The sequence below is a fragment of the Marilutibacter spongiae genome, from assembly GCF_014145325.1.
Classification (GTDB): domain Bacteria; phylum Pseudomonadota; class Gammaproteobacteria; order Xanthomonadales; family Xanthomonadaceae; genus Marilutibacter; species Marilutibacter spongiae.
Genome location: NZ_JACHTF010000007.1, coordinates 44,589 through 63,106, shown reverse-complemented (window position 1 = coordinate 63,106; position 18,518 = coordinate 44,589). Strand labels below are relative to the sequence as shown.

Genomic DNA, 18,518 nt, shown 5'->3' with positions numbered 1-18,518 from the left:
CCGGTCGACAAAGAGAAAGGGCGCTCCCTCGGTGGCGCCCTTCTTTTTTCCGTGTCCGGTGGCCGATCCCTGCCACGACGCCTTCGGTGCGCGCGGTCGAGGGCATCAGCCCACCAGTTTGCCCAGCATCCTCAAACCGCCGGTCCAGACTCCGATGGCGGTGCCCAGGCTGGTCAGGAAGAAGTTCAGCAGCACCCGGGCCACGCGGTTCCGCCACCAGCCCTTGAGGGTGCCGACGTCCTCGCGCAGGGCCATGAAGTCGGCATAGGTGGGCTTGCGCAGCCAGGCTTCGGTGAGCGCGCTGAGCGTCCCCGATGCCAGCGCCGGGTGCAGGGGCGTGATCGGCGAGGCGACGAACGCGACCAGGATGCTGAGGGGATGCCCGCCGGCGATCGCGCAGCCCAGAGCGCCCAACAGTCCAGTGGCCAGCACCCATTGCAGCAGCAGGTCGGAGCCGACGTCGATGCCGCCCTGCCAGAAGCCCCAGGCGAAGCCGCCCAGGACGAAGGTGGTCAGGATGATCGTGAACCACGGAACGTCGCTCTTCTTCGGCAGGGCCTCCAGCTCGTCGCGGATGGCCGTGGCCGGGCGGTCTTCCTCGCGCAGGTAGCCGGCCATGCCGCGCAGGTGGCCGGCGCCGACCACGGCCAGCACCTCGCGCGGGGCGGGGCCCGCGCCAGCGTCGCTGGCCGTGCTCTCGCGCAGGCGCGCGGCCATGTAGCGGTCGCGTTCGTCGATGATCGTGTCGTAGAGCGCCGGCGTGTCGCTGGCGAACTCGCTGAAACTGGACTCCAGCATGTCGCCGGTCTTGAGCTTCTCGATGTCGTCCTCGGCCACGGGCTCGTCGACCAGCAGACCGGCGAGCAGGCCGCCGGCCAGTTTCGCCCGCCCCCAGAAGCCGAGCTGGGCGGAAGCGCGCTTGAAGGTCAGCCCGACTTCGCGGTCGATCAGGTGCACCGGCAGTTCGCGATGGCGCGCCTCGAGCACGGCGCGCTTGAGTTCCGCGCCCGGCTGCACGCCCAGTTGTTCGGCCAGCCGTCGCTGGTAGGCCGCCAGCGCGAGGTTGGCGGCGAACAGCGCGGTACGGCCACTGCGGATGACCTCCACCAGGTCCAATCGTGCCAGGGCGTCGGGATCGGTCAGTGCCTGCAGGCGCTGGGGGTCCAGTTCGACCGCCACGGTGTCGAACTCGCCGCTGCCGATGGCGTCGCGCACCGCGTCGACGCTGGCCTGGGAGACATGGGCCGTCCCGAGCAGGGTGTAGCGGACGCCATCGCGTTCGACGACCTCGTGCGGCTGGTCGCGCCAGTGCGGCGCGTCGGCGGTGGGGACGGTGGCGGGGGTATCGGTCATCGTGGCTCTCATGGCGGGACGTTCGGCCGGGCCGATCCGTCGATATTGGGGCCATGATGAAGCAGACAAGCCGGCGTGGCGTGTTCCCGGCGGCACTTCGGCACGATCGATGTCGCGATTCGGGCGGTTCAGGCCAAACCGAACGGGAGATTGGGGCTGGACACCACGCGCTCGCCGACAGGCCGACCCTGTACGAAAGCGCAGGCGGCGTCGATGACGCCCGCGTCGTCCATGATCCGATGATGGCCCAGCCCCTCGGTGCTGAGCAGCCGCGCCCGCGGCCAGTGGCGGGCGTAGCGCTCGCCTTCGCACCAGGGCACCTCGCGGTCGCGCAGGTCGTGCACCACCAGCGCCGGGCACCCCAGGGCCGGTACGACGCGGTGGGCCTGCATGCCGGCGAACTTGATGCCGTATCGACGTTCGAAGCCGCGCATCATGCGCAGGCAGGCATGGCGGGCCAGGCCGATCATGCCGGCGAAGCGCAGGCCGGCGTCGATCGGGTCGGCGGCCGGCGCGACCAGCACCACGCGATCGGCGCGGAGCCCGCGTTGCATCGCCAGGACCGCTGCCGCGCCACCGAGCGAGTGTCCAAGGAGCACGCGCGGCGGCCCGAAGTGCGCCCCGACCGCGAGCAGGTGCTCGACGAAACTGGGGAGGGTGGCGAAGTCGCCCGGGCTGAGCCCGTGCGCGTACTGGTCGAAGGCGACGACCGCCAGGCCGGCTCCGCGCAGCCCGGGCAGCCAGCTCGCGATCCGGGTGCCATGGCTGGACCAGCCGTGGGAGAACAGTACATAGGGCTGCGTGGCGGGATCGCCCCAGACGTAGGCCTGGACGTGATGGTCGCCGACCTCGATACGGCGTTCGCGGGCGCCATGGCGCGGTGCCTGGCGGGCTCGCGCGTGCGAGCTCCGCATCGGCGTGCCGAACAGCCGCCCCGCGCGAACCGCGGCCGCGTCCGGCGCGAAGGCGCTGGCCACGCGGAATCCCATGCGCAGGATAGCCAGTTGCAGGTTAGTTCGAACGGTCGTGCTAATTTTTGACGGAGGGCGGGGCATGACGGTCATCCTCGTGGGGGAGGTCGGCTCAGGTCAGGAGGGGGAGGTCGGCGCGTGGCGCTGCAGCAGGCGGTCGAGGCCCGCCAGGCCGCGCGCGAGGCTGTCGGGATACCCGAAGAGGCCGGCATCGTGGTGGACGCCGAGGGCCAGGCAGTAGAGCTCGAAGGACAGCTGCATGGGATCGGTGGCCGGATCCAGCTGCCCGCGCTCGATCGCATGGCCTGCGGCGCGGGCGATGTCCTGCCGCCGGCGCCGTTGCTGGGCCACGACCCGGTCGCGCAGGGCGCCCGGGCGGTCGTCGTACTCGCTGACCGCCGCCACCAGCAGGCAGCCGCCTTCGTTCTGGCGGACCCAGTCGAACCAGCCTTCCATGATCGCTCGCAGCCGGTCCAGGCCCCGCTCGGCCTTCAGCGCAGGCACCAGGACGGCGTCGAAGAAGCGCGCGGCGGCATTGTCCAGGACGGCCAGTTGCAGGTCTTCGCGCGAACCGAAATGGGCGAACACGCCGCTCTTGGACATGCCCACCGCCTGCGCCAGCGGACCGATCGAGAGGCTTTCCAGGCCGCCCGCGCAGGCAATGCCGTAGGCGCGGTCGATGATGCTGTCGCGGGTGGCGACGCCCTTGGAGGTAGCGGTCAGTGCATTCACGCAGAAAAAATAGCACGGTCGTTCAAAAACGTGCAAGCACCGCCTGTCGGGGGGTCAACCCGGCCAGTGGGGCACGGCGGGACCCGGGGGCGCGCTTGCATCGCCCGCGCCGAGCGCGCGTTGCATCTGCACGGTGTCCAGCCAGCGCCCGTGCTTGCGGCCCAGGCCCCGGTAGACGCCGACGGTGCTGAAGCCCAGGCGCTCGTGCAGGCGGACCGAAGCGGCGTTGCTGCCGTCGCCGATCACCGCGACCATCTGCCGGAAGCCCTGTGCCTCGCAGGCGTCGATCAGGGCCTGGAGCAATGCCCGGCCCACGCCGCGCCCCTGCTGGCCGGGATCGATGTAGATCGCGTTCTCGACCGTCCACTGGTAACCGATGCGACTGCGATACGGCCCCGCGTAGGCGTAGCCCGCGAAGCCGTCCGCGGCTTCCGCGACCAGGTAGGGAAACCCGTGGTCCACCAGCCGGCGCCATCGCGAGTGCATGTCCTCCAGGCTTGGGACCTCGTATTCGTAGGTGGCCACCCGCTCGCGGACCTCCTGCGCATACAACGCGGTGATCGCGGGCAGGTCGGCCTCGGTCGCGGCCCGCACGCGCGGGTGGGTGTCGGTGGACGGGGGCATCGGGCCCGTTGCCTCAGTCGCGGTAACGCTTGAGCAGGTCGCCGTAGGCGTCGATCCGGCGATCGCGCAGGAAGGGCCAGATACGGCGGACGTGTTCGCTGCGCTGCATGTCCACCTCGGCCATCAGGATCGTGGGATCGGTGCCGGCCTCGGCCAGGAACTCGCCCTGCGGCCCGAGCACGTGGCTGTTGCCCCAGAAGTCGATGCCCGACGCGGCCAGCGGCGAAGCCTCGTGGCCGACCCGGTTGCAGCTGAGCACCGGCAGGCCATTGGCGACCGCGTGGCCCCGGTGGCTAAGCACCCAGGCATCGCGCTGGCGGTGCTTCTCGTCCTGCGCGTCGTCCGGGTCCCAGCCGATCGCGGTGGGGTAGAGCAGCAACTCCGCGCCCGCCAGCGCCATCAGGCGCGCGCCTTCGGGATACCACTGGTCCCAGCAGACCAGCACGCCCAGGCGACCGACGGACGTGTCGATCGGCTCGAAACCCAGGTCGCCGGGCGTGAAATAGAACTTCTCGTAGAACCCGGGATCGTCCGGGATGTGCATCTTGCGGTACTTGCCGGCGATCCGGCCGTCGGTCTCATAGACCACCGCGGTGTTGTGGTAAAGGCCGGCGGCGCGCTTCTCGAAAAGCGAACTGACCAGGACCACGCCATGTGCCCGGGCCAGGGCGCCCAGGCGTTCGGTGCTGGGCCCCGGGATGCGCTCGGCGAGGTCGAACTCGTCCACCGATTCGTGCTGGCAGAAGTACGGTCCGTTGTGGAGCTCCTGCAGGAGCACGAGCCGGGCGCCCGAGCGGGCGGCTTCGGCCACGCGATCCTCGATGACGGCGAGGTTCTCCCCGGCGCCGCCGTGGTTCTTTTCCTGGATGAGGGCAACGGGCAGGGTCTTGGTCTTCATGCCGGCATTGTATGCATACGGGGTGCAGGCCCCGTGGTCGGGAGCGACGCGCGCCAGGGGCGCCAACGGGGGGAGGTTCGGGGCAGGATTGCCGGGCTCAGCCCAGCACGCCTTCCGGCAACTGCATGGTGATGCAATGCAGGCTGCCGTTCTGCCAGATCAGCGGGCGGCAGGGCACCGGGACGATCTCGCGGTCCGGGAACGCGCGCGCCAGCACCTCCGCCGCGGCCGCGTCGGCCTCGTCGCCGTAGGCCGGCATCAGCACCGCGCCGTTGATGATCAGGAAGTTGGCATAGCTCGCGGCCAGGCGGCGACCTTCGTCGATCACCGGGCGGGCCCAGGGCAGGGGGAACAGGCGGTAGGGATGGCCGTCGGCGGTCCGCAGCGCGGCCAGCTCGTGCGCCATTGCCGCGAGTTCGGCATGGTGGCTGTCGTCGGGGTCGTCGCAGGCCTGGTAGACGATGGCATCGGGCGCGGCGAAGCGGGCGAGGGTGTCCACGTGGGCGTCGGTATCGTCGCCCTCCAGGTAGCCGTGGTCCAGCCACAGCACGCGATCCTGCCTGAGCCAGGTGGCCAGGCGTTCGCCCAGGGTGTCCCGGTCCAGCTCGGGATGGCGCTCGTGCAGGCAGGTCCAGGTGGTCAGCAGCGTGCCGGCGCCATCGGTGTCGATGGCACCACCTTCTAGTTCGAAATCAATCTCTTGCCGCTCACTGTTCGCGAACAGCTGGAGGTTTTCCAGCGTGCCCACCAGCGCATCGTCGCGGCTGGCCTCGAACTTGCCGCCCCAGCCGGTGAAGCGGAAGTCCAGCAGGCGGTAACCGTCCGGGCCACGCAGGGTGATCGGTCCCGAGTCGCGCAGCCAGGTGTCGTCGTAACCGGCCTCGATGAAGCGCACGCGGTCCATGTCCACGCGCGCCGACGAGAGCCGGGCCCGTGCGTAGGCCTCGACGTCCGCATCGGCCACGCACGCCACCACGGGCTGGAAGCGGGTGATCGCCGCGACCAGGGCGATATAGGTGTCCTCGACCCCGTCGAGGCGCCCGGCCCAGTCGGTATCGGCATGCGGCCAGGCGATCAGGACGGCGGACTGGGGTTCCCACTCCGCGGGGAAGCGCAACGCGTTACGGGGCATCGATGGCTCAGTTGATCGGGGGCTTGGGGCCGATCTCGTCGGCGCTGGCCTGGTTGGCCACGGCGTCGATGACGCGGCTCTTCTCGAAATAGACGGTGAAGGCGGGGTAGACCCAGCGGTTGATCGTCGGCCACTGGCGCTTCTGGCCGCCACGCGGATCCATGCGCTCGCTCGGCGCGCCGTACTTGGCCTCGACCTGGGCCATGGTCATGCCGCGGGCCGGCAGCGCCGCGTTGGCGGTTTCCTGCACGCGCTCGATGAGGAGGGTTTCGGCCGAAGCGGCACCGGACAGGGCGATCAGGACCGACAGGGCGGCCAGCTTGCTGCGGAAGAGCGTCATCGTGGCGATACCTCGCATGGAATTGCTGGATTGTATGCACAACGGGCCGCCGGCGGGCAGCGGGTCGCCGTCACGGAACGCGAACGCAGCGGGCCCAGGCCGTGGCACGCCAGGCGGGCCAGGGGCCCCAGACGCAGAAAAGCCGCCTTCCGGCGGCCTTTCCGTTACGGCAGTGCCGAACCCGGACTCAGCGCTGGCGCGCCTTGAAACGGGGGTTCGACTTGCAAATCACGAAGACCTTGCCACGACGGCGGACGACTTTGCAGTCGCGGTGACGGGACTTCGCCGACTTCAGGGAGGACAGGACCTTCATGACAGACCTCGGCAAACGGGGTTAAGAGAATCAAGCCGCCAATTATGCAGGCTATTTCTTTGGCGATCAAGTGTTTGTGGGCGACGGTTCATGCGCCGCACCCGCCCGAGGGCGTGGCCGGGCTGGCGACGGCGCGGCGAGCGGACATAATGCCCGCATGACGACCGACACCCCCGTACTGACCATCGACGGCCCTTCCGGTTCCGGGAAGGGCACCATCAGCCGACTCGTCGCCCAGCGCCTGGGCTGGCACTACCTGGACTCGGGGGCCCTTTACCGGGCCATCGGGCTCGCGGCCGGCTGGGCCGACATCGACCTCGACGACCATGGCGCCCTGGTGCGCTGCACCTTCGATACCCGGATCGGCTTCCGCGACGACGGCGACGAGCTGCGGGTGCTGGTCAACGACGTCGATGCCACCGGGGAACTGCGCACCGAGACCGCCGGCGCGGCGGCTTCGGCGATCGCCGCGATCCCAGAGGTGCGGGCCGCGCTGAAGGACCGTCAGCGCGCATTTCGCCAGCCGCCGGGCCTGGTCGCCGACGGCCGCGACATGGGGACGGTGATCTTCCCGGACGCCCCGTTCAAGGTGTTCATGACCGCCAGCGCCGACGAACGGGCGCAAAGGCGCTATAAGCAGTTGAATGACAAGGGGGTTTCGGTTACATTGGACGGTCTGCTGCGGGAGATTCTCGCCCGCGACGCCCGCGACGCCCAGCGCGCGGTGGCTCCGCTGAGGCCGGCCGAAGACGCCGTCCGCATCGATACCACCGGCCTGAGCATCCCGGAAGTCGTCGAGCAGGTGTTGGCGCAGGTGGCCCGCTGAGGGCCCCGGGGCCGGCATCCCGCCGCAGGCAACCAGCCCCGCCGCAATCCCGCGGCGGATCAATCCATGCACGTGGCGTAGCCGCATCGCGCCATATCTCAACGGGTGGGTCGGCGGCATCGAGTGCCTCGTCAAGCACGCCCCCGGCCCGTGTGTTCAACCGAGTATCCAAACAATGACCGAATCATTTGCAGAACTGTTCGAGCAGAGCCAGCAGAACCTGGCGAAGCTGAAGCCGGGCGCCATCGTCACCGGTACCGTCGTCGAGGTCCGTGGCGACGTGGTCGTGATCAACGCCGGCCTGAAGTCCGAAGGCATCGTGCCGATCGAGCAGTTCCGTAACGACGCCGGCGAGATCGACGTCGCCGAAGGCGACGAAGTCAAGGTCGCCCTCGACTCCATCGAGAACGGCTTCGGCGAGACCGTGCTGTCGCGCGAGAAGGCCAAGCGCGCGATGGTGTGGGACGAGCTCGAGCAGGCGCTCGAGAACAACGACACCATCACCGGCCGCATCAGCGGCAAGGTGAAGGGCGGCTTCACCGTCGACATCAAGGACGTCCGCGGCTTCCTGCCCGGCTCGCTGGTCGACGTGCGCCCGGTCCGCGATTCCGCGTACCTGGAAGGCAAGGAGCTGGAGTTCAAGCTGATCAAGCTGGACCGCAAGCGCAACAACATCGTCGTCTCCCGCCGTGCGGTGGTCGAGAGCGAGTACAGCGCCGAGCGCGAACAGCTGATGGAGAAGCTGGTCGAGGGCGCCGTCCTGAAGGGCGTCGTCAAGAACCTGACCGACTACGGCGCGTTCGTCGACCTGGGCGGCATCGATGGCCTGCTGCACATCACCGACATGGCCTGGAAGCGCGTGCGCCATCCGTCCGAGGTGGTCGAGGTCGGCCAGGAGCTGGAAGTGCGCGTGCTCAAGTACGACCGCGAGCGCAACCGCGTCAGCCTGGGCCTGAAGCAGCTGGGCGAGGATCCGTGGGACAACATCTCGCGCCGCTACCCGTCGCAGACCCGCGTCTTCGGCAAGGTCTCCAACGTCACCGATTACGGTGCGTTCGTCGAGATCGAGCCGGGCGTCGAGGGCCTGGTGCACGTCTCCGAGATGGACTGGACCAACAAGAACGTCAACCCGTCGAAGATCGTCCAGGTGGGCGACGACGTCGAGGTGATGGTCCTGGACGTGGACGAGGAGCGCCGCCGCATCTCGCTGGGCATGAAGCAGGTAAGCTCCAACCCGTGGGAGACCTTCGCGGTCATCCACAAGAAGGGCGACAAGGTCGAGGGCCAGGTCAAGTCGATCACCGACTTCGGCATCTTCATCGGCCTGGACGGCGGCATCGACGGCCTGGTCCACCTGTCCGACATCAGCTGGAACACCACCGGCGAGGACGTGGTCCGCAACTTCAAGAAGGGCGACACGCTCGAAGCCGTCGTCCTTGCGGTCGATCCGGAGCGCGAGCGCATCAGCCTGGGCCTGAAGCAGATGGAACAGGATCCGCTGGGCCAGTTCATGGCGTCCAACGCCAAGGGCTCGATGCTGAGCGGCACCGTCAAGGAAGTCGACGCCAAGGGCGCCGTGATCGAGCTGAGCGACGGCGTGGAAGGCTACATCGCCGCCCGCGACATCTCGGAAGAGCGCGTCGACGACGCCACCAAGCACCTCAAGGCCGGCGATCCGATCGAAGCGCGCTTCATCGGCATGGACCGCAAGGGCCGCGTGATGCAGCTGTCGATCAAGGCCAAGGACGCCGCGGAGATGCAGGAGGCCGTGGCCGACTACAACCGCGCCAATGCCGACGCCGCCAGCGGCACCACCAAGCTGGGCGCGCTGCTGCGCGAGCAGCTGGGCGGCAAGTCCGAGTAAGTCGAAGCAAACCGCAGTACCCAGGGCGGCCCGGTCGATGGCCGGGCCGCCCTGACTGAGGTGCCGGACTCGTCCAGGGGGGCGATGCCGGATGACGGTCGCCCCTGGCGATCGTTCAATCCAGTTATCAACGCGAGCGACCCGTCCCACCCATGACCAAGTCCGAACTGATCGAGATCCTTTCGCAACGTCAGGCGCACCTGAAGAGCGATGACGTGGATCTGGCGGTCAAGGCCTTGCTGGAGATGATGAGCAGCTCGCTGGCCACCGGCGACCGCATCGAGATCCGCGGCTTCGGCAGTTTTTCCCTGCACTACCGGCCGCCGCGCATGGGTCGCAACCCGAAGACCGGCGAGTCGGTCGCGCTGCCCGGCAAGCACGTGCCCCATTTCAAGCCCGGCAAGGAGCTGCGCGAGCGCGTCAGCGACGTGATGCCGCAGGGCGACACCGCGGGCTGAGTCCGTCGTCCGACCTCGCTGGTCGGTGCAGTACCACTTCCTCGCCTCGACCGAACGGGTCCCGTGTCGCATTCGCGACGCGATTGAATGCCTCAATGGCTTCTGGAGTACCGGGATCACCGGTAAGCTAGTGCCACCCCCATTGCACCACGAGGCCACCATGCGCCTGATTCGCCTGATCATCGCTTTCGTCTGTCTTGCGGTGGGTGCCATCCTCGGGGCGTTGAATCGGGACCTGGTCGACATCGACTTCGCCGTGGCCCGGGTGACGACCACCCTGGGCGTGGCCCTGATCGTGTCCTTGCTGTCCGGCGTGCTGCTGGGCGGGCTGGCGATCGCCGCCAGCGTCGTGCTCCCCTTGCGCCGCCGCCTCGGCAGGCTCGAGCGACAAACGGTTCCCCGGGCAGCGACCGCGCCGCAGCCGGTGGTTCCCGGTGACCAGGGAGGGCGCTGAGCCGTGGCCTTCATCAGCGAATGGTTCTGGTTTTTCCTGCTGTTGCCGGTCGCGGCCGTCAGCGGCTGGATCATCGGGCGGCGTGGGGGCGAGCGCCACAGCAGCACCCAGGTCAGCCGACTGTCCACGACGTATTTCCGCGGCCTGAACTACCTGCTCAACGAACAGCCCGACAAGGCGATCGAACTGTTCCTGCATATCGCCGAACTCGACAAGGACACCTTCGAGACCCAGGTCGCCCTGGGCCACCTGTTCCGCCGCCGCGGCGAGGTCGATCGCGCCATCCGCCTGCACCAGGCCCTGGTGCAGCGCCCCGGCCTCAGCGACGCGCAGAAGGTGCAGGCCCTGCTGGCCCTGGGCGAGGACTACATGCGCTCGGGACTGCTGGACCGCGCGGAAACCGTGTTCAGCGACCTGGTCGCGCTCGACATGCGCGCGCCGCTGGCGCTGCGGCACCTGATCGGCATCTACCAGTCCGAGCGCGATTGGGACAAGGCGATCGAGAATGCGCGTCGCTACGAGGCGGCCACCGACGAGCCGATGGGCAAGCTGATCGCCCAGTTCGAGTGCGAACTCGCCGAGCGCCACCGCGCCGCCGGCGACGTCGAGGCCGCGCGCGCCGCGGTCGCCCGGGCCTACGAGGCCGATGCCAACTCGGTGCGCGCGGGCATGATCGAAGGCCGCATCGAGGTCGAGGCGGGGCGCGATGCCAGTGCGATCCGGGCCTTCGAACGCGTGGCCCGTGCCGACCCGGACTACCTGCCCGAAGTCCTGCCGGCGTTGCTGGCCTGCTATGCCAACACCGGTGAGACGACCGGCGCGCGGACCTTCCTGGCGGAAATGTGCGAACACTACCGCGGCATCGCCCCGGTGCTGGCGCTGACGCGCATGGTCGAGGCCGAAGAGGGCGTGGCCGCGGCGCGCGCCTACCTCGCCCGCCAGCTCAAGGACCGGCCGTCGGTGCGCGGCGAGGCGGCCCTGATCGACCTGACGCTGGCCGAGAGCGCCGACCCACTGGCGACCCTGCACGACCTCAAGCACATCACCGACCAGTTGCTGGTGCGCAATCCCAGCTACCGCTGCAGCCGCTGCGGATTCGGTGCCCGCAGCCACCACTGGCAATGCCCCAGCTGCAAGGAATGGGGTTCGGTCAAGCCGCTGCTGAACTATGCCGTTGTCTGACGGCCCGTACCTCTGGCTGTCCGTGTTCTTCTGCCTGGGTGCCATCGGCACCTGGGCCGCGCGTCGCTACGCCCTCGGGCGGCGCCTGCTCGACGCGCCCGGCGAGCGGCGAAGCCACAGCGTGCCCACGCCCCGGGGCGGCGGCATCGCGATCGTGGCCGGCACGGTCCTCGCGGCCCTCTTCCTGGCGATCCGGGGGCCGTCGCCCATCCTGCTGGCGTTCGGGCTGGGCACGGGGCTCGTCGCTGCGGTGGGCTGGGTGGACGACCATCGCCCGCTGTCCCCCTGGCTGCGTTTGGGGGTCCATGCCCTCGCGGCAGCGGTCTTCGCGGCGGTGCTGGCGCGCGAGGGCGCCGGCGCGATGGCGGTCGCGGTGGGCTTCCTGGCCCCGCTGGTCCTGACCAACATCTGGAACTTCATGGATGGCATCGATGGCATCGCGGCCACCCAGGCCGTGATCGTCGTGCTGGCCTGCCTGCCGTTCCTGGCCGGTCCCCACGATGCGCTGGCGATGGCCCTGGTCGCCGCCTGCATGGGCTTCCTGCCGTTCAACTTCCCGCGGGCGAGAATCTTCATGGGCGACGTCGGCAGCGGTGCGCTCGGTTTCGCGATCGGCGCGTTGCTCGCCCTGGCGGTGGCGACGACCGGGGCCCACGGGGCCGCCTGGCTGCTGTTGCCGCTGGCGCCCTTCCTCGTCGACGCCGGGCTGACGCTGTCGCGGCGGATGCTGCGGGGCGAGCGCTGGTGGACACCGCATGTCCAGCATGCCTACCAGGTCGCGGCACGCCGGTTCGGCCACGTGCCCGTCACCATGGCCTATGGCGTAGTGGCCGCGGCGGGGCTCGCGGTGGCCTGGTATTGCCGCGATGCGTCCGGGTCCTTCATGTCATTTAGCCTGCTCGCGTGGTATACGTCCGCCGCGGTTTTGTGGCTGTGGCTGCAAGGCATCGAGCGCGATGGAGACCGGCACGCCCGGCCTTGATAAGGAGATATACGAGTCCAATGAGTGCATGGCGCGACCGATTGAGCGCGATCGCCCCCCGGGTGGCGGTGGTGGCGCACGACCTGATCATGGTCTGGCTGGTGTGGGAGGGACTGCACCGCCTGCGGTTCGGCATCCTCCCCAATCCGCCGGAAATGCCCCTGTGGTCGACCGAGATCGCGCTGGTGCTCGCCGCGCAGGGGCTGGTGTTCTGGCAGGTCGGCCTGTATCGCGGCCTCTGGCGCTTCGCCAGCGTCCCGGACCTTTGGAACATCTTCAAGGCCTGCGCGCTGGGCCTGTTCGCGATCGCACTGGGCCTGTTCCTCTATAACCGCCTGGACCTGGTGTCGCGGACCGTGCTGGTCCTGTATCCGCTCAGCCTGATGGCCTTGCTGGGCGCCCCCAGGCTGCTCTATCGCGCGTGGAAGGACAGCTCCACCGAGCGCAGCGCGGCGGCCTCGGTACGCATCCTGATCCTGGGCGCCGGGCACGCGGGCGAGGCACTGGTCCGCGACCTGCGCCGCCTGGGCACCTACCAGCCTGTCGGCTTCCTGGACGACGCCGCGCGCATGCGCGGCACCAAGGTCCAGGGCGTCCCGGTCCTGGGCAAGGTCAGCGATGTCGCCGAAATCGCGCGGGAGACCGCGGCCAAGCTGCTGGTCATCGCCATGCCTTCGGCCGATGCCACCGCCCTGCAGCGCGTGGTCATCGCCTGCGAGCGGACCGGGCTGCCGTTCCGGATGGTGCCCAAGCTGTCCGATGTCCTGGAAGGGCGCTCGCTGCCGGGCGAACTGAAGGAGGTCGCGATCGAGGACCTGCTCGGCCGCAAGCCGGTGCTGCCCGACTGGAAGGCCATCCGCCACTGGCTGGGTGCGCGCTCGGTGCTCGTGACCGGCGCCGGCGGCTCGATCGGTTCCGAGCTGTGCCGGCAGTGCGCACGCCACGGCGCGCGGCGCATCGCGCTGGTCGAGATCGACGAACTGGCGCTGACCACGACCGAGGCCGCGCTCAAGCGCGACTTCCCGGACCTGGAGTACATCTCGGTGCTCGGCGACTGCGGCGACCCCGCCGTCATCGCGCACGCGCTGCGCCTGTCCGAACCGGAGGCGGCGTTCCATGCCGCGGCCTACAAGCAGGTGCCCCTGCTGGAGACGCAGCTCCGCGAGGCGGTGCGCAACAACGTCCTGGCGACCACGACCGTGGCCTCGGCCTGCCGCGACGCGGGCGTGGGCACCTTCGTCCTTATTTCCACCGACAAGGCGGTCGACCCGGTGAACGTGCTGGGCGCGACCAAGCGCCTGGCCGAAATGATGTGCCAGTCGCTGGCCCTGGAGCGGAACACGCGTTTCGTCACCGTCCGCTTCGGCAACGTGCTCGATTCGGCGGGCAGCGTGGTGCCGCTGTTCCGCGAACAGATCCGCCGGGGCGGCCCGGTCACCGTGACCGACCCCGACGTGACCCGCTACTTCATGACCATCCCCGAGGCCTGCCAGCTGATCCTCCAGGCCTCGGCGATCGGCACCCACGAGGCGATCTATACCCTCGACATGGGCGAGGCCGTGCCGATCCGCCTGCTCGCGGAGCAGATGATCCGCCTGGCCGGCAAGCAACCGGGTCGCGACGTCGCCGTGGTCTACACCGGGCTGCGTCCAGGCGAGAAGCTCCACGAGACCCTGTTCCATGCCGACGAGCGCTACCGACCCACCGCGCACCCGCAGATCCTCCAAGCCGAACCGCGCCGGATCGTCGCCAAGGAGATCGCCCACGCGGTCGCGGCCATGCGCGATGCCTCCCAGGCCTACGACGTGGAACGCCTCGCCGACCTGCTCCGCGAGGCCGTGCCGGACTTCGTTCCGGAACAGGCCACCGAGGATCCGCTGCTGCCCAGTCCCACGGTCGTACCGTTCCCCGCACGCAACGCCAGGAAGATTTGATGCCCCAAGCCCCCGCTGCACGCCGTATCCGCAAGGCCGTATTCCCCGTCGCCGGACTGGGTACCCGATTCCTCCCCGCGACCAAGACCGTTCCCAAGGAGATGCTGCCGATCATCGACCGGCCGCTGATCCAGTACGCCGTCGACGAGGCCATCGAGGCGGGTTGCGACACGCTGGTCTTCATCACCAACCGCTACAAGCACGCGGTCGCCGACTACTTCGACAAGGCGTATGAACTGGAGCAGCGCCTGGAGAAGGCCGGCAAGCACGAGCAGCTCGAGCTGGTCCGGCATGTGCTGCCCGAGGGCGTCACCGCGATCTTCGTCACCCAGTCCGAGGCCAAGGGGCTCGGCCACGCGGTGCTGTGCGCGAAGGAAGTCATCGGCAACGAGCCTTTCGCCGTCCTGCTGCCCGACGACCTGATCTGGAATCGCGGCGCGGGCGCGCTGAGCCAGATGGCCGACGCGGCGCAGGCCAGCGGCGCCAGCACGATCGCGGTGCAGGACGTGCCGCAGGCGCAGACCGGAAGCTACGGTATCGTCGCCACCGAGGATTTCGCCGATCGCCAGGGGCGTATCACCGCGATGGTCGAGAAGCCCGCGCCGGAGGATGCCCCCAGCACGCTTGCCGTCGTCGGGCGCTATGTATTGACCCCCCGCATCTTCGAGTTGCTTGAGTCCACCACGCCCGGCTCGGGCGGCGAGATCCAGTTGACCGATGCCATCTCGGCGCTGCTGGAAGAGGAATCCGTCAATGCGTACCGGTTCAAGGGCACGCGCTTCGACTGCGGTACCCACCTGGGGCTGATCGAAGCGACGATCCGCTATGCGCTCGACCACGAGAAGCTCAGCGACGCGGCGGCACGGATGATGCAGGACGCGCTCTACGAACTGGGCGTTCGCGAGATCCAGTAGCGCACGCCGACGGCGCTCGCGCCCGTCGTGCGGGTCGCCGGCTCAGGCATAGTGCGCCAGCGCCCAGAGCGATCCCAGCAGCGAGGCCAGCGCGATCGTGGCGGCGGCGTCGCGGGCCCAGCCCAGGCGCCGGCCCCAGGCCAGCGCGGGCGGACCGCGCAGGACCCTGACGTCGCGGATCGTCCGCCAATGCGGCGGGGGCAGGGTCGCGGTCTCGAGGATGTCGCGCCGCCTGCGTCCGATCGCGGCGGCCACGCCCGTCGCCGCGGCGCCCAGGCCAAGGCCCAGGCCGGCAAGCAGGACGCGCAGGCCCTGGCGGCGCTCCAGCGGCGAGGCCAGTCGCAGGGACTCGCCGACCTCGCCGAGCCAGTGCCCGAAGAACGCCAGCATCGGCATGCCAAGCAAGGCGGCGATCGACAACAGCCAGGCCAGTCGGCGGCGGTAGGCCCGGTCGGCGGGGTGGGTGTCGAATGTCTTCATCGCCTATGCTTGCCGGCCATCCGGTCGCTCCGGGAGTCGCCCCCATTGGACACCTATTACGCCGCCGATCCAATGCTCCAGTCCCACCGGCATCCGAGCCTGGAGGGGCGGCGGGAGGTGCGCACCTGCGTCATCGGCGGCGGTTTCGCGGGTCTCAACACGGCGCTCGGCCTGGTGGAGCGCGGCCATGACGGGGTCCTGCTGCTGGAGGCCGGGCGCATTGGCCACGGCGCTTCGGGTCGAAACGGCGGCTTCGTCTTCGGTGGCTATTCCCGGGACGAAGCGACCCTGCTTGCCGACCTCGGGCCAGTCCGGGCGCGCGAGCTCTACGCGGGCACGCGGGAGGCGGTGGAGCTGATCCGGCGGCGCATCCGGCAGGGCGCCATCGAATGCGAGCTCAGCGAGAGCGGCGTCATCTGGGCCAACTGGTTCCGCGATCCCGGTCCCCTGCGCGAACGCCAGCGCCTGCTCGCGGATGCCTATGGCGTGTCGTGGGAATGGCTGTCGCGCGAGGAGATGGCGTCGCTGCTGAGGACCAGGCGCTATGGCGAAGGCCTGTTCGAACGCGATGCGTTCCACTTCCACCCCTTGAAGTACGTGCATGGACTGGCGCGCATGGCCGTCGAGCGGGGCGCCTGCGTCCACGAGGCATCCCCGGCCATCGGCCTGCAGCGCCGGGGCGCGGGCTGGCGTGTGCAGACCCCCGGGGGAAGCGTCGAGGCCGAAACGGTCGTACTGGCCTGCGGTGGCTACCTGGCGGGCCTGGTGCGCCACGTGGACGCGGCCGTGCTGCCCATCTCGACCTATGTCATGACGACCGCGCCCCTGGGGGATCGGCTGGACGAGGTGATGGCCACGCGCGCGGCCGTCTACGACACCCGCTTCGCGTTCGACTACTATCGCCCACTCGCCGACACCCGCCTGCTCTGGGGGGGCCGGATCTCGATCCGCGAGCGCTCGCCGCGCGCCGTCAGGCGACTGCTGTACCGCGACATGCTCAAGGTCTTCCCGCAGTTGGACGGGGTGGAGATCGAGCATGCATGGTCCGGCCGCATGAGCTACGCGCGCCACCAGATGCCGCAGATCGGGGCCATTGGCGAGGGCCTGTGGCTCGCGCAGGCGTTCGGCGGGCACGGCGTCGCGCCGAGCACCCATGCCGGGGACCTGCTTGCCAGCGCCATAGCCGAAGGCGACACGCGTTGGAGGCGCTTCGATGGTTACGGCCTGGTGTCGGCGATGAAGCCGCTGGGATTCGCCGCGGCCCAGTCGAGTTACTGGTGGGCCATGGCGCGCGACGGATGGAAAGCGTGGCGGGAAGGGAGGGCGACGGCGTGACGCAGGACGAAGCCGGAATGGCGAAGATCGAGTGGGCGGATTTTGCGCGCGTGCAGATGTGCGCGGGCACGGTGCTGCGCGTGGAGGACTTCCCGGAGGCCCGCAAGCCGGCATGGCGCCTGTGGGTCGACTTCGGACCGCATGGCGTGCTCAAGACAAGCGCGCAGGTGCGCGACCTCTATGCGGCGGAAGCGCTCGTGGGACGGCAGGTGGTGGGCGTGCTCAACTTCCCCCCAAAGCAGGTGGGCCGGTTCATGTCCGAGTTCCTGCTGACGGGCTTCCCGACCGAGGCGGGCGTCGTGCTCACAACGCTCGAGCGTGCGGTGCCCAACGGTACCCGCATGGCTTGAGGACCGCCCGTCCCGGCGGCAACGAAAACGGCGCCCATGGGCGCCGTTTTCGCGTGCGTTCCGGCGGCTGCAGCCGGGCGGGGTGGCTCAGAGCGATTCGAAGATGCCCGCCGCGCCCATGCCGGTGCCGATGCACATCGTCACCATGCCGTACTTCTGCTGGCGACGGCGCAGGCCGTGCAGGATCGTCGCCGTGCGGATCGCGCCGGTCGCGCCCAGCGGATGCCCGAGGGCGATCGCGCCGCCCAGCGGGTTGATCTTGCCGGGGTCCAGCTCGCAGTCGCGGATGACGGCAAGGGCCTGCGCGGCGAAGGCTTCGTTGAGTTCGATCCAGTCCAGCTGGTCGCGGGTGAGGCCTGCCTGCGCCAGTGCCTTCGGGATCGCGGCGATCGGACCGATGCCCATCACCTCGGGGCGCACGCCGGCGACGGAGAAGCTGACGAAGCGGGCCAGCGGGGTCAGGCCGTAGTCCTTGACGGCCTGCTCGGAGGCCAGCAGCACCGCGCCGGCGCCATCGCTCATCTGCGAGCTGTTGCCGGCGGTGACGCTGCCGCCGAACTGGCCGTTGCGGAACACCGGGCGCAACCTGGCCAGGCCTTCCATGGAGGAATCCGGGCGCGGGCCCTCGTCGTTCTCGACCAGCAGCTTGCGCAGTCGAACGGTGTTGCCGGCCAGGTCGGGCTGGTGCGACACCACTTCGTAGGGGCTGATCTCGTCGCGGAACTCGCCGGCCTCGATGGCGGCGATGGCCTTCTGGTGCGAGGCGAGGGCGAACGCATCCTGCTGCTCGCGCGAGACCTTCCATTCCTCGGCGACCTTCTCGGCGGTGATGCCCATGCCGTAGGCGATGGCGACGTTCTCGTCGCGCGCGAACACCTCGGGACTCAGCGCGACCTTGTTGCCCATCATGGGCACCATCGACATCGACTCGGTGCCGCCGGCCAGCATCAGGTCGGCATTGCCCAGGCGGATCTCGTTGGCGGCCAGGGCGACCGCCTGCAGGCCGGAGGAGCAGAAGCGGTTGATCGTCTGGGCGGCCACCGTGTTGGGCAGGCCCGCCAGCAGCACGCCGATGCGCGCCACGTTCATGCCCTGCTCGCCCTCGGGCATGGCGCAGCCGATCACCGCATCGTCGATCCGGCTGGTGTCGATGCCCGGCGCCTGCGCGACCACGCTGCGCAGCACGTGCGCGAGCATCTCGTCGGGCCGGGTGTTGCGGAACACGCCGCGCGGCGCCTTGCCGACCGGGGTACGGGTGGCGGCAACGATGTAGGCGTCTTGTACTTGTTTCATGGCTTTCTCCGAAAGCGTGATTCGTCATTGGTGATGGGTGATGAGGGAAGCGAGTGGGGAAGCACGAGCCGGCTTCCACCAAT

The 18,518-nt window shown here is 69.4% G+C and carries 20 protein-coding genes; 10 read left to right on the top strand and 10 right to left on the bottom strand.

Annotated features, from left to right (window positions below; all coding sequences use genetic code 11):
• Positions 1–105: 105 nt before the first annotated feature.
• The 8 genes from H4F98_RS07945 to ykgO all read right to left on the bottom strand — a co-directional run bounded on the left by H4F98_RS07945 (position 106) and on the right by ykgO (position 6,363).
• Positions 106–1,353: a TraB/GumN family protein gene (locus H4F98_RS07945; protein ID WP_246372992.1), complete on the bottom strand. Its 1,248-nt coding sequence runs from the start codon at positions 1,351–1,353 to the stop codon at positions 106–108.
• Positions 1,354–1,481: 128 nt separating this feature from the next.
• A complete protein-coding gene (locus H4F98_RS07940; RefSeq protein WP_246372990.1) occupies positions 1,482–2,408 on the bottom strand; it encodes an alpha/beta hydrolase in 927 nt (308 codons plus the stop codon).
• 33 nt (positions 2,409–2,441) lie between these two features.
• Complete coding sequence (locus tag H4F98_RS07935) at positions 2,442–3,056, bottom strand: TetR family transcriptional regulator C-terminal domain-containing protein (protein WP_182686533.1); 615 nt, start codon at positions 3,054–3,056, stop codon at positions 2,442–2,444.
• 54 nt (positions 3,057–3,110) lie between these two features.
• On the bottom strand, positions 3,111–3,680 hold the full coding sequence (locus H4F98_RS07930) for a GNAT family N-acetyltransferase (RefSeq protein WP_182686531.1): 570 nt from the start codon (positions 3,678–3,680) through the stop codon (positions 3,111–3,113).
• Positions 3,681–3,693: 13 nt separating this feature from the next.
• The gene (locus tag H4F98_RS07925; protein WP_182686529.1) at positions 3,694–4,578 is read right to left on the bottom strand and encodes a carbon-nitrogen hydrolase; all 885 of its coding nucleotides are present in this window, start codon (positions 4,576–4,578) and stop codon (positions 3,694–3,696) included.
• A 97-nt stretch (positions 4,579–4,675) separates the two neighbouring features.
• Positions 4,676–5,710, bottom strand: coding sequence for an agmatine deiminase family protein (locus H4F98_RS07920; protein ID WP_182686527.1), 1,035 nt, complete (start codon positions 5,708–5,710; stop codon positions 4,676–4,678).
• Positions 5,711–5,717: 7 nt separating this feature from the next.
• Positions 5,718–6,050, bottom strand: coding sequence for a hypothetical protein (locus H4F98_RS07915; RefSeq protein WP_182686704.1), 333 nt, complete (start codon positions 6,048–6,050; stop codon positions 5,718–5,720).
• A 187-nt stretch (positions 6,051–6,237) separates the two neighbouring features.
• On the bottom strand, positions 6,238–6,363 hold the full coding sequence (gene ykgO, locus H4F98_RS07910) for a type B 50S ribosomal protein L36 (protein ID WP_029213509.1): 126 nt from the start codon (positions 6,361–6,363) through the stop codon (positions 6,238–6,240).
• Between the two features lie 157 nt (positions 6,364–6,520).
• Between ykgO and cmk the strand changes: the two genes are divergently transcribed.
• The 8 genes from cmk to galU all read left to right on the top strand — a co-directional run bounded on the left by cmk (position 6,521) and on the right by galU (position 14,977).
• Complete coding sequence (gene cmk, locus H4F98_RS07905; protein WP_182686525.1) at positions 6,521–7,189, top strand: (d)CMP kinase; 669 nt, start codon at positions 6,521–6,523, stop codon at positions 7,187–7,189.
• 175 nt (positions 7,190–7,364) lie between these two features.
• Positions 7,365–9,053, top strand: coding sequence for a 30S ribosomal protein S1 (gene rpsA / locus H4F98_RS07900; RefSeq protein WP_182686524.1), 1,689 nt, complete (start codon positions 7,365–7,367; stop codon positions 9,051–9,053).
• A gap of 152 nt (positions 9,054–9,205) precedes the next feature.
• On the top strand, positions 9,206–9,511 hold the full coding sequence (locus tag H4F98_RS07895) for an integration host factor subunit beta (protein ID WP_182686522.1): 306 nt from the start codon (positions 9,206–9,208) through the stop codon (positions 9,509–9,511).
• Between the two features lie 160 nt (positions 9,512–9,671).
• On the top strand, positions 9,672–9,965 hold the full coding sequence (locus tag H4F98_RS07890) for a lipopolysaccharide assembly protein LapA domain-containing protein (RefSeq protein WP_182686520.1): 294 nt from the start codon (positions 9,672–9,674) through the stop codon (positions 9,963–9,965).
• A gap of 3 nt (positions 9,966–9,968) precedes the next feature.
• Positions 9,969–11,147, top strand: a complete 1,179-nt coding sequence (gene lapB, locus H4F98_RS07885; RefSeq protein ID WP_182686519.1) for a lipopolysaccharide assembly protein LapB — start codon at positions 9,969–9,971, stop codon at positions 11,145–11,147.
• Positions 11,140–12,129 carry an MraY family glycosyltransferase gene (locus H4F98_RS07880; protein WP_425487580.1) on the top strand — a complete coding sequence of 330 codons (990 nt, stop codon included), beginning with the start codon at positions 11,140–11,142 and terminating at the stop codon, positions 12,127–12,129. Before lapB ends, H4F98_RS07880 begins: the two co-directional genes overlap by 8 nt.
• A gap of 20 nt (positions 12,130–12,149) precedes the next feature.
• Positions 12,150–14,063, top strand: coding sequence for a polysaccharide biosynthesis protein (locus tag H4F98_RS07875; RefSeq protein WP_182686514.1), 1,914 nt, complete (start codon positions 12,150–12,152; stop codon positions 14,061–14,063).
• Positions 14,063–14,977, top strand: coding sequence for a UTP--glucose-1-phosphate uridylyltransferase GalU (gene galU / locus H4F98_RS07870; RefSeq protein WP_182686512.1), 915 nt, complete (start codon positions 14,063–14,065; stop codon positions 14,975–14,977). The genes H4F98_RS07875 and galU overlap by 1 nt, the downstream gene beginning before the upstream one ends.
• A 42-nt stretch (positions 14,978–15,019) precedes the next feature.
• On the opposite strand, the gene H4F98_RS07865 is transcribed toward galU, so the two are convergent.
• Entirely contained in the window at positions 15,020–15,457 is a 438-nt protein-coding gene (locus H4F98_RS07865) for a hypothetical protein (protein ID WP_182686510.1), read from the bottom strand.
• Between the two features lie 45 nt (positions 15,458–15,502).
• On the opposite strand from H4F98_RS07865, the gene H4F98_RS07860 reads away from it, so the two are divergent.
• Both H4F98_RS07860 and H4F98_RS07855 read left to right on the top strand, forming a co-directional pair.
• Positions 15,503–16,792 carry an NAD(P)/FAD-dependent oxidoreductase gene (locus tag H4F98_RS07860; protein WP_343064747.1) on the top strand — a complete coding sequence of 430 codons (1,290 nt, stop codon included), beginning with the start codon at positions 15,503–15,505 and terminating at the stop codon, positions 16,790–16,792.
• 17 nt (positions 16,793–16,809) lie between these two features.
• Positions 16,810–17,142 (top strand): tRNA-binding protein, encoded by a 333-nt coding sequence (locus H4F98_RS07855; protein WP_182686508.1) that lies wholly within the window; start codon positions 16,810–16,812, stop codon positions 17,140–17,142.
• An 87-nt stretch (positions 17,143–17,229) separates the two neighbouring features.
• Here the strand turns inward: H4F98_RS07855 and H4F98_RS07850 are convergent, their stop codons facing one another.
• Positions 17,230–18,435, bottom strand: a complete 1,206-nt coding sequence (locus tag H4F98_RS07850; protein ID WP_182686507.1) for an acetyl-CoA C-acyltransferase — start codon at positions 18,433–18,435, stop codon at positions 17,230–17,232.
• Positions 18,436–18,518: the final 83 nt, after the last annotated feature.

What these genes read in the sequence shown, in the direction of transcription:
- H4F98_RS07945 (WP_246372992.1), bottom strand. Translation starts at nt 1,353, where the DNA reads ATGACCGATACCCCCGCCACCGTCCCCACCGCCGACGCGCCGCACTGG.
- H4F98_RS07940 (WP_246372990.1), bottom strand. Translation starts at nt 2,408, where the DNA reads ATGCCCCGCCCTCCGTCAAAAATTAGCACGACCGTTCGAACTAACCTG.
- H4F98_RS07930 (WP_182686531.1), bottom strand. Translation starts at nt 3,680, where the DNA reads ATGCCCCCGTCCACCGACACCCACCCGCGCGTGCGGGCCGCGACCGAG.
- H4F98_RS07925 (WP_182686529.1), bottom strand. Translation starts at nt 4,578, where the DNA reads ATGAAGACCAAGACCCTGCCCGTTGCCCTCATCCAGGAAAAGAACCAC.
- H4F98_RS07920 (WP_182686527.1), bottom strand. Translation starts at nt 5,710, where the DNA reads ATGCCCCGTAACGCGTTGCGCTTCCCCGCGGAGTGGGAACCCCAGTCC.
- H4F98_RS07915 (WP_182686704.1), bottom strand. Translation starts at nt 6,050, where the DNA reads ATGACGCTCTTCCGCAGCAAGCTGGCCGCCCTGTCGGTCCTGATCGCC.
- ykgO (WP_029213509.1), bottom strand. Translation starts at nt 6,363, where the DNA reads ATGAAGGTCCTGTCCTCCCTGAAGTCGGCGAAGTCCCGTCACCGCGAC.
- cmk (WP_182686525.1), top strand. Translation starts at nt 6,521, where the DNA reads ATGACGACCGACACCCCCGTACTGACCATCGACGGCCCTTCCGGTTCC.
- rpsA (WP_182686524.1), top strand. Translation starts at nt 7,365, where the DNA reads ATGACCGAATCATTTGCAGAACTGTTCGAGCAGAGCCAGCAGAACCTG.
- H4F98_RS07895 (WP_182686522.1), top strand. Translation starts at nt 9,206, where the DNA reads ATGACCAAGTCCGAACTGATCGAGATCCTTTCGCAACGTCAGGCGCAC.
- H4F98_RS07890 (WP_182686520.1), top strand. Translation starts at nt 9,672, where the DNA reads ATGCGCCTGATTCGCCTGATCATCGCTTTCGTCTGTCTTGCGGTGGGT.
- H4F98_RS07875 (WP_182686514.1), top strand. Translation starts at nt 12,150, where the DNA reads ATGAGTGCATGGCGCGACCGATTGAGCGCGATCGCCCCCCGGGTGGCG.
- galU (WP_182686512.1), top strand. Translation starts at nt 14,063, where the DNA reads ATGCCCCAAGCCCCCGCTGCACGCCGTATCCGCAAGGCCGTATTCCCC.
- H4F98_RS07865 (WP_182686510.1), bottom strand. Translation starts at nt 15,457, where the DNA reads ATGAAGACATTCGACACCCACCCCGCCGACCGGGCCTACCGCCGCCGA.
- H4F98_RS07855 (WP_182686508.1), top strand. Translation starts at nt 16,810, where the DNA reads ATGGCGAAGATCGAGTGGGCGGATTTTGCGCGCGTGCAGATGTGCGCG.
- H4F98_RS07850 (WP_182686507.1), bottom strand. Translation starts at nt 18,435, where the DNA reads ATGAAACAAGTACAAGACGCCTACATCGTTGCCGCCACCCGTACCCCG.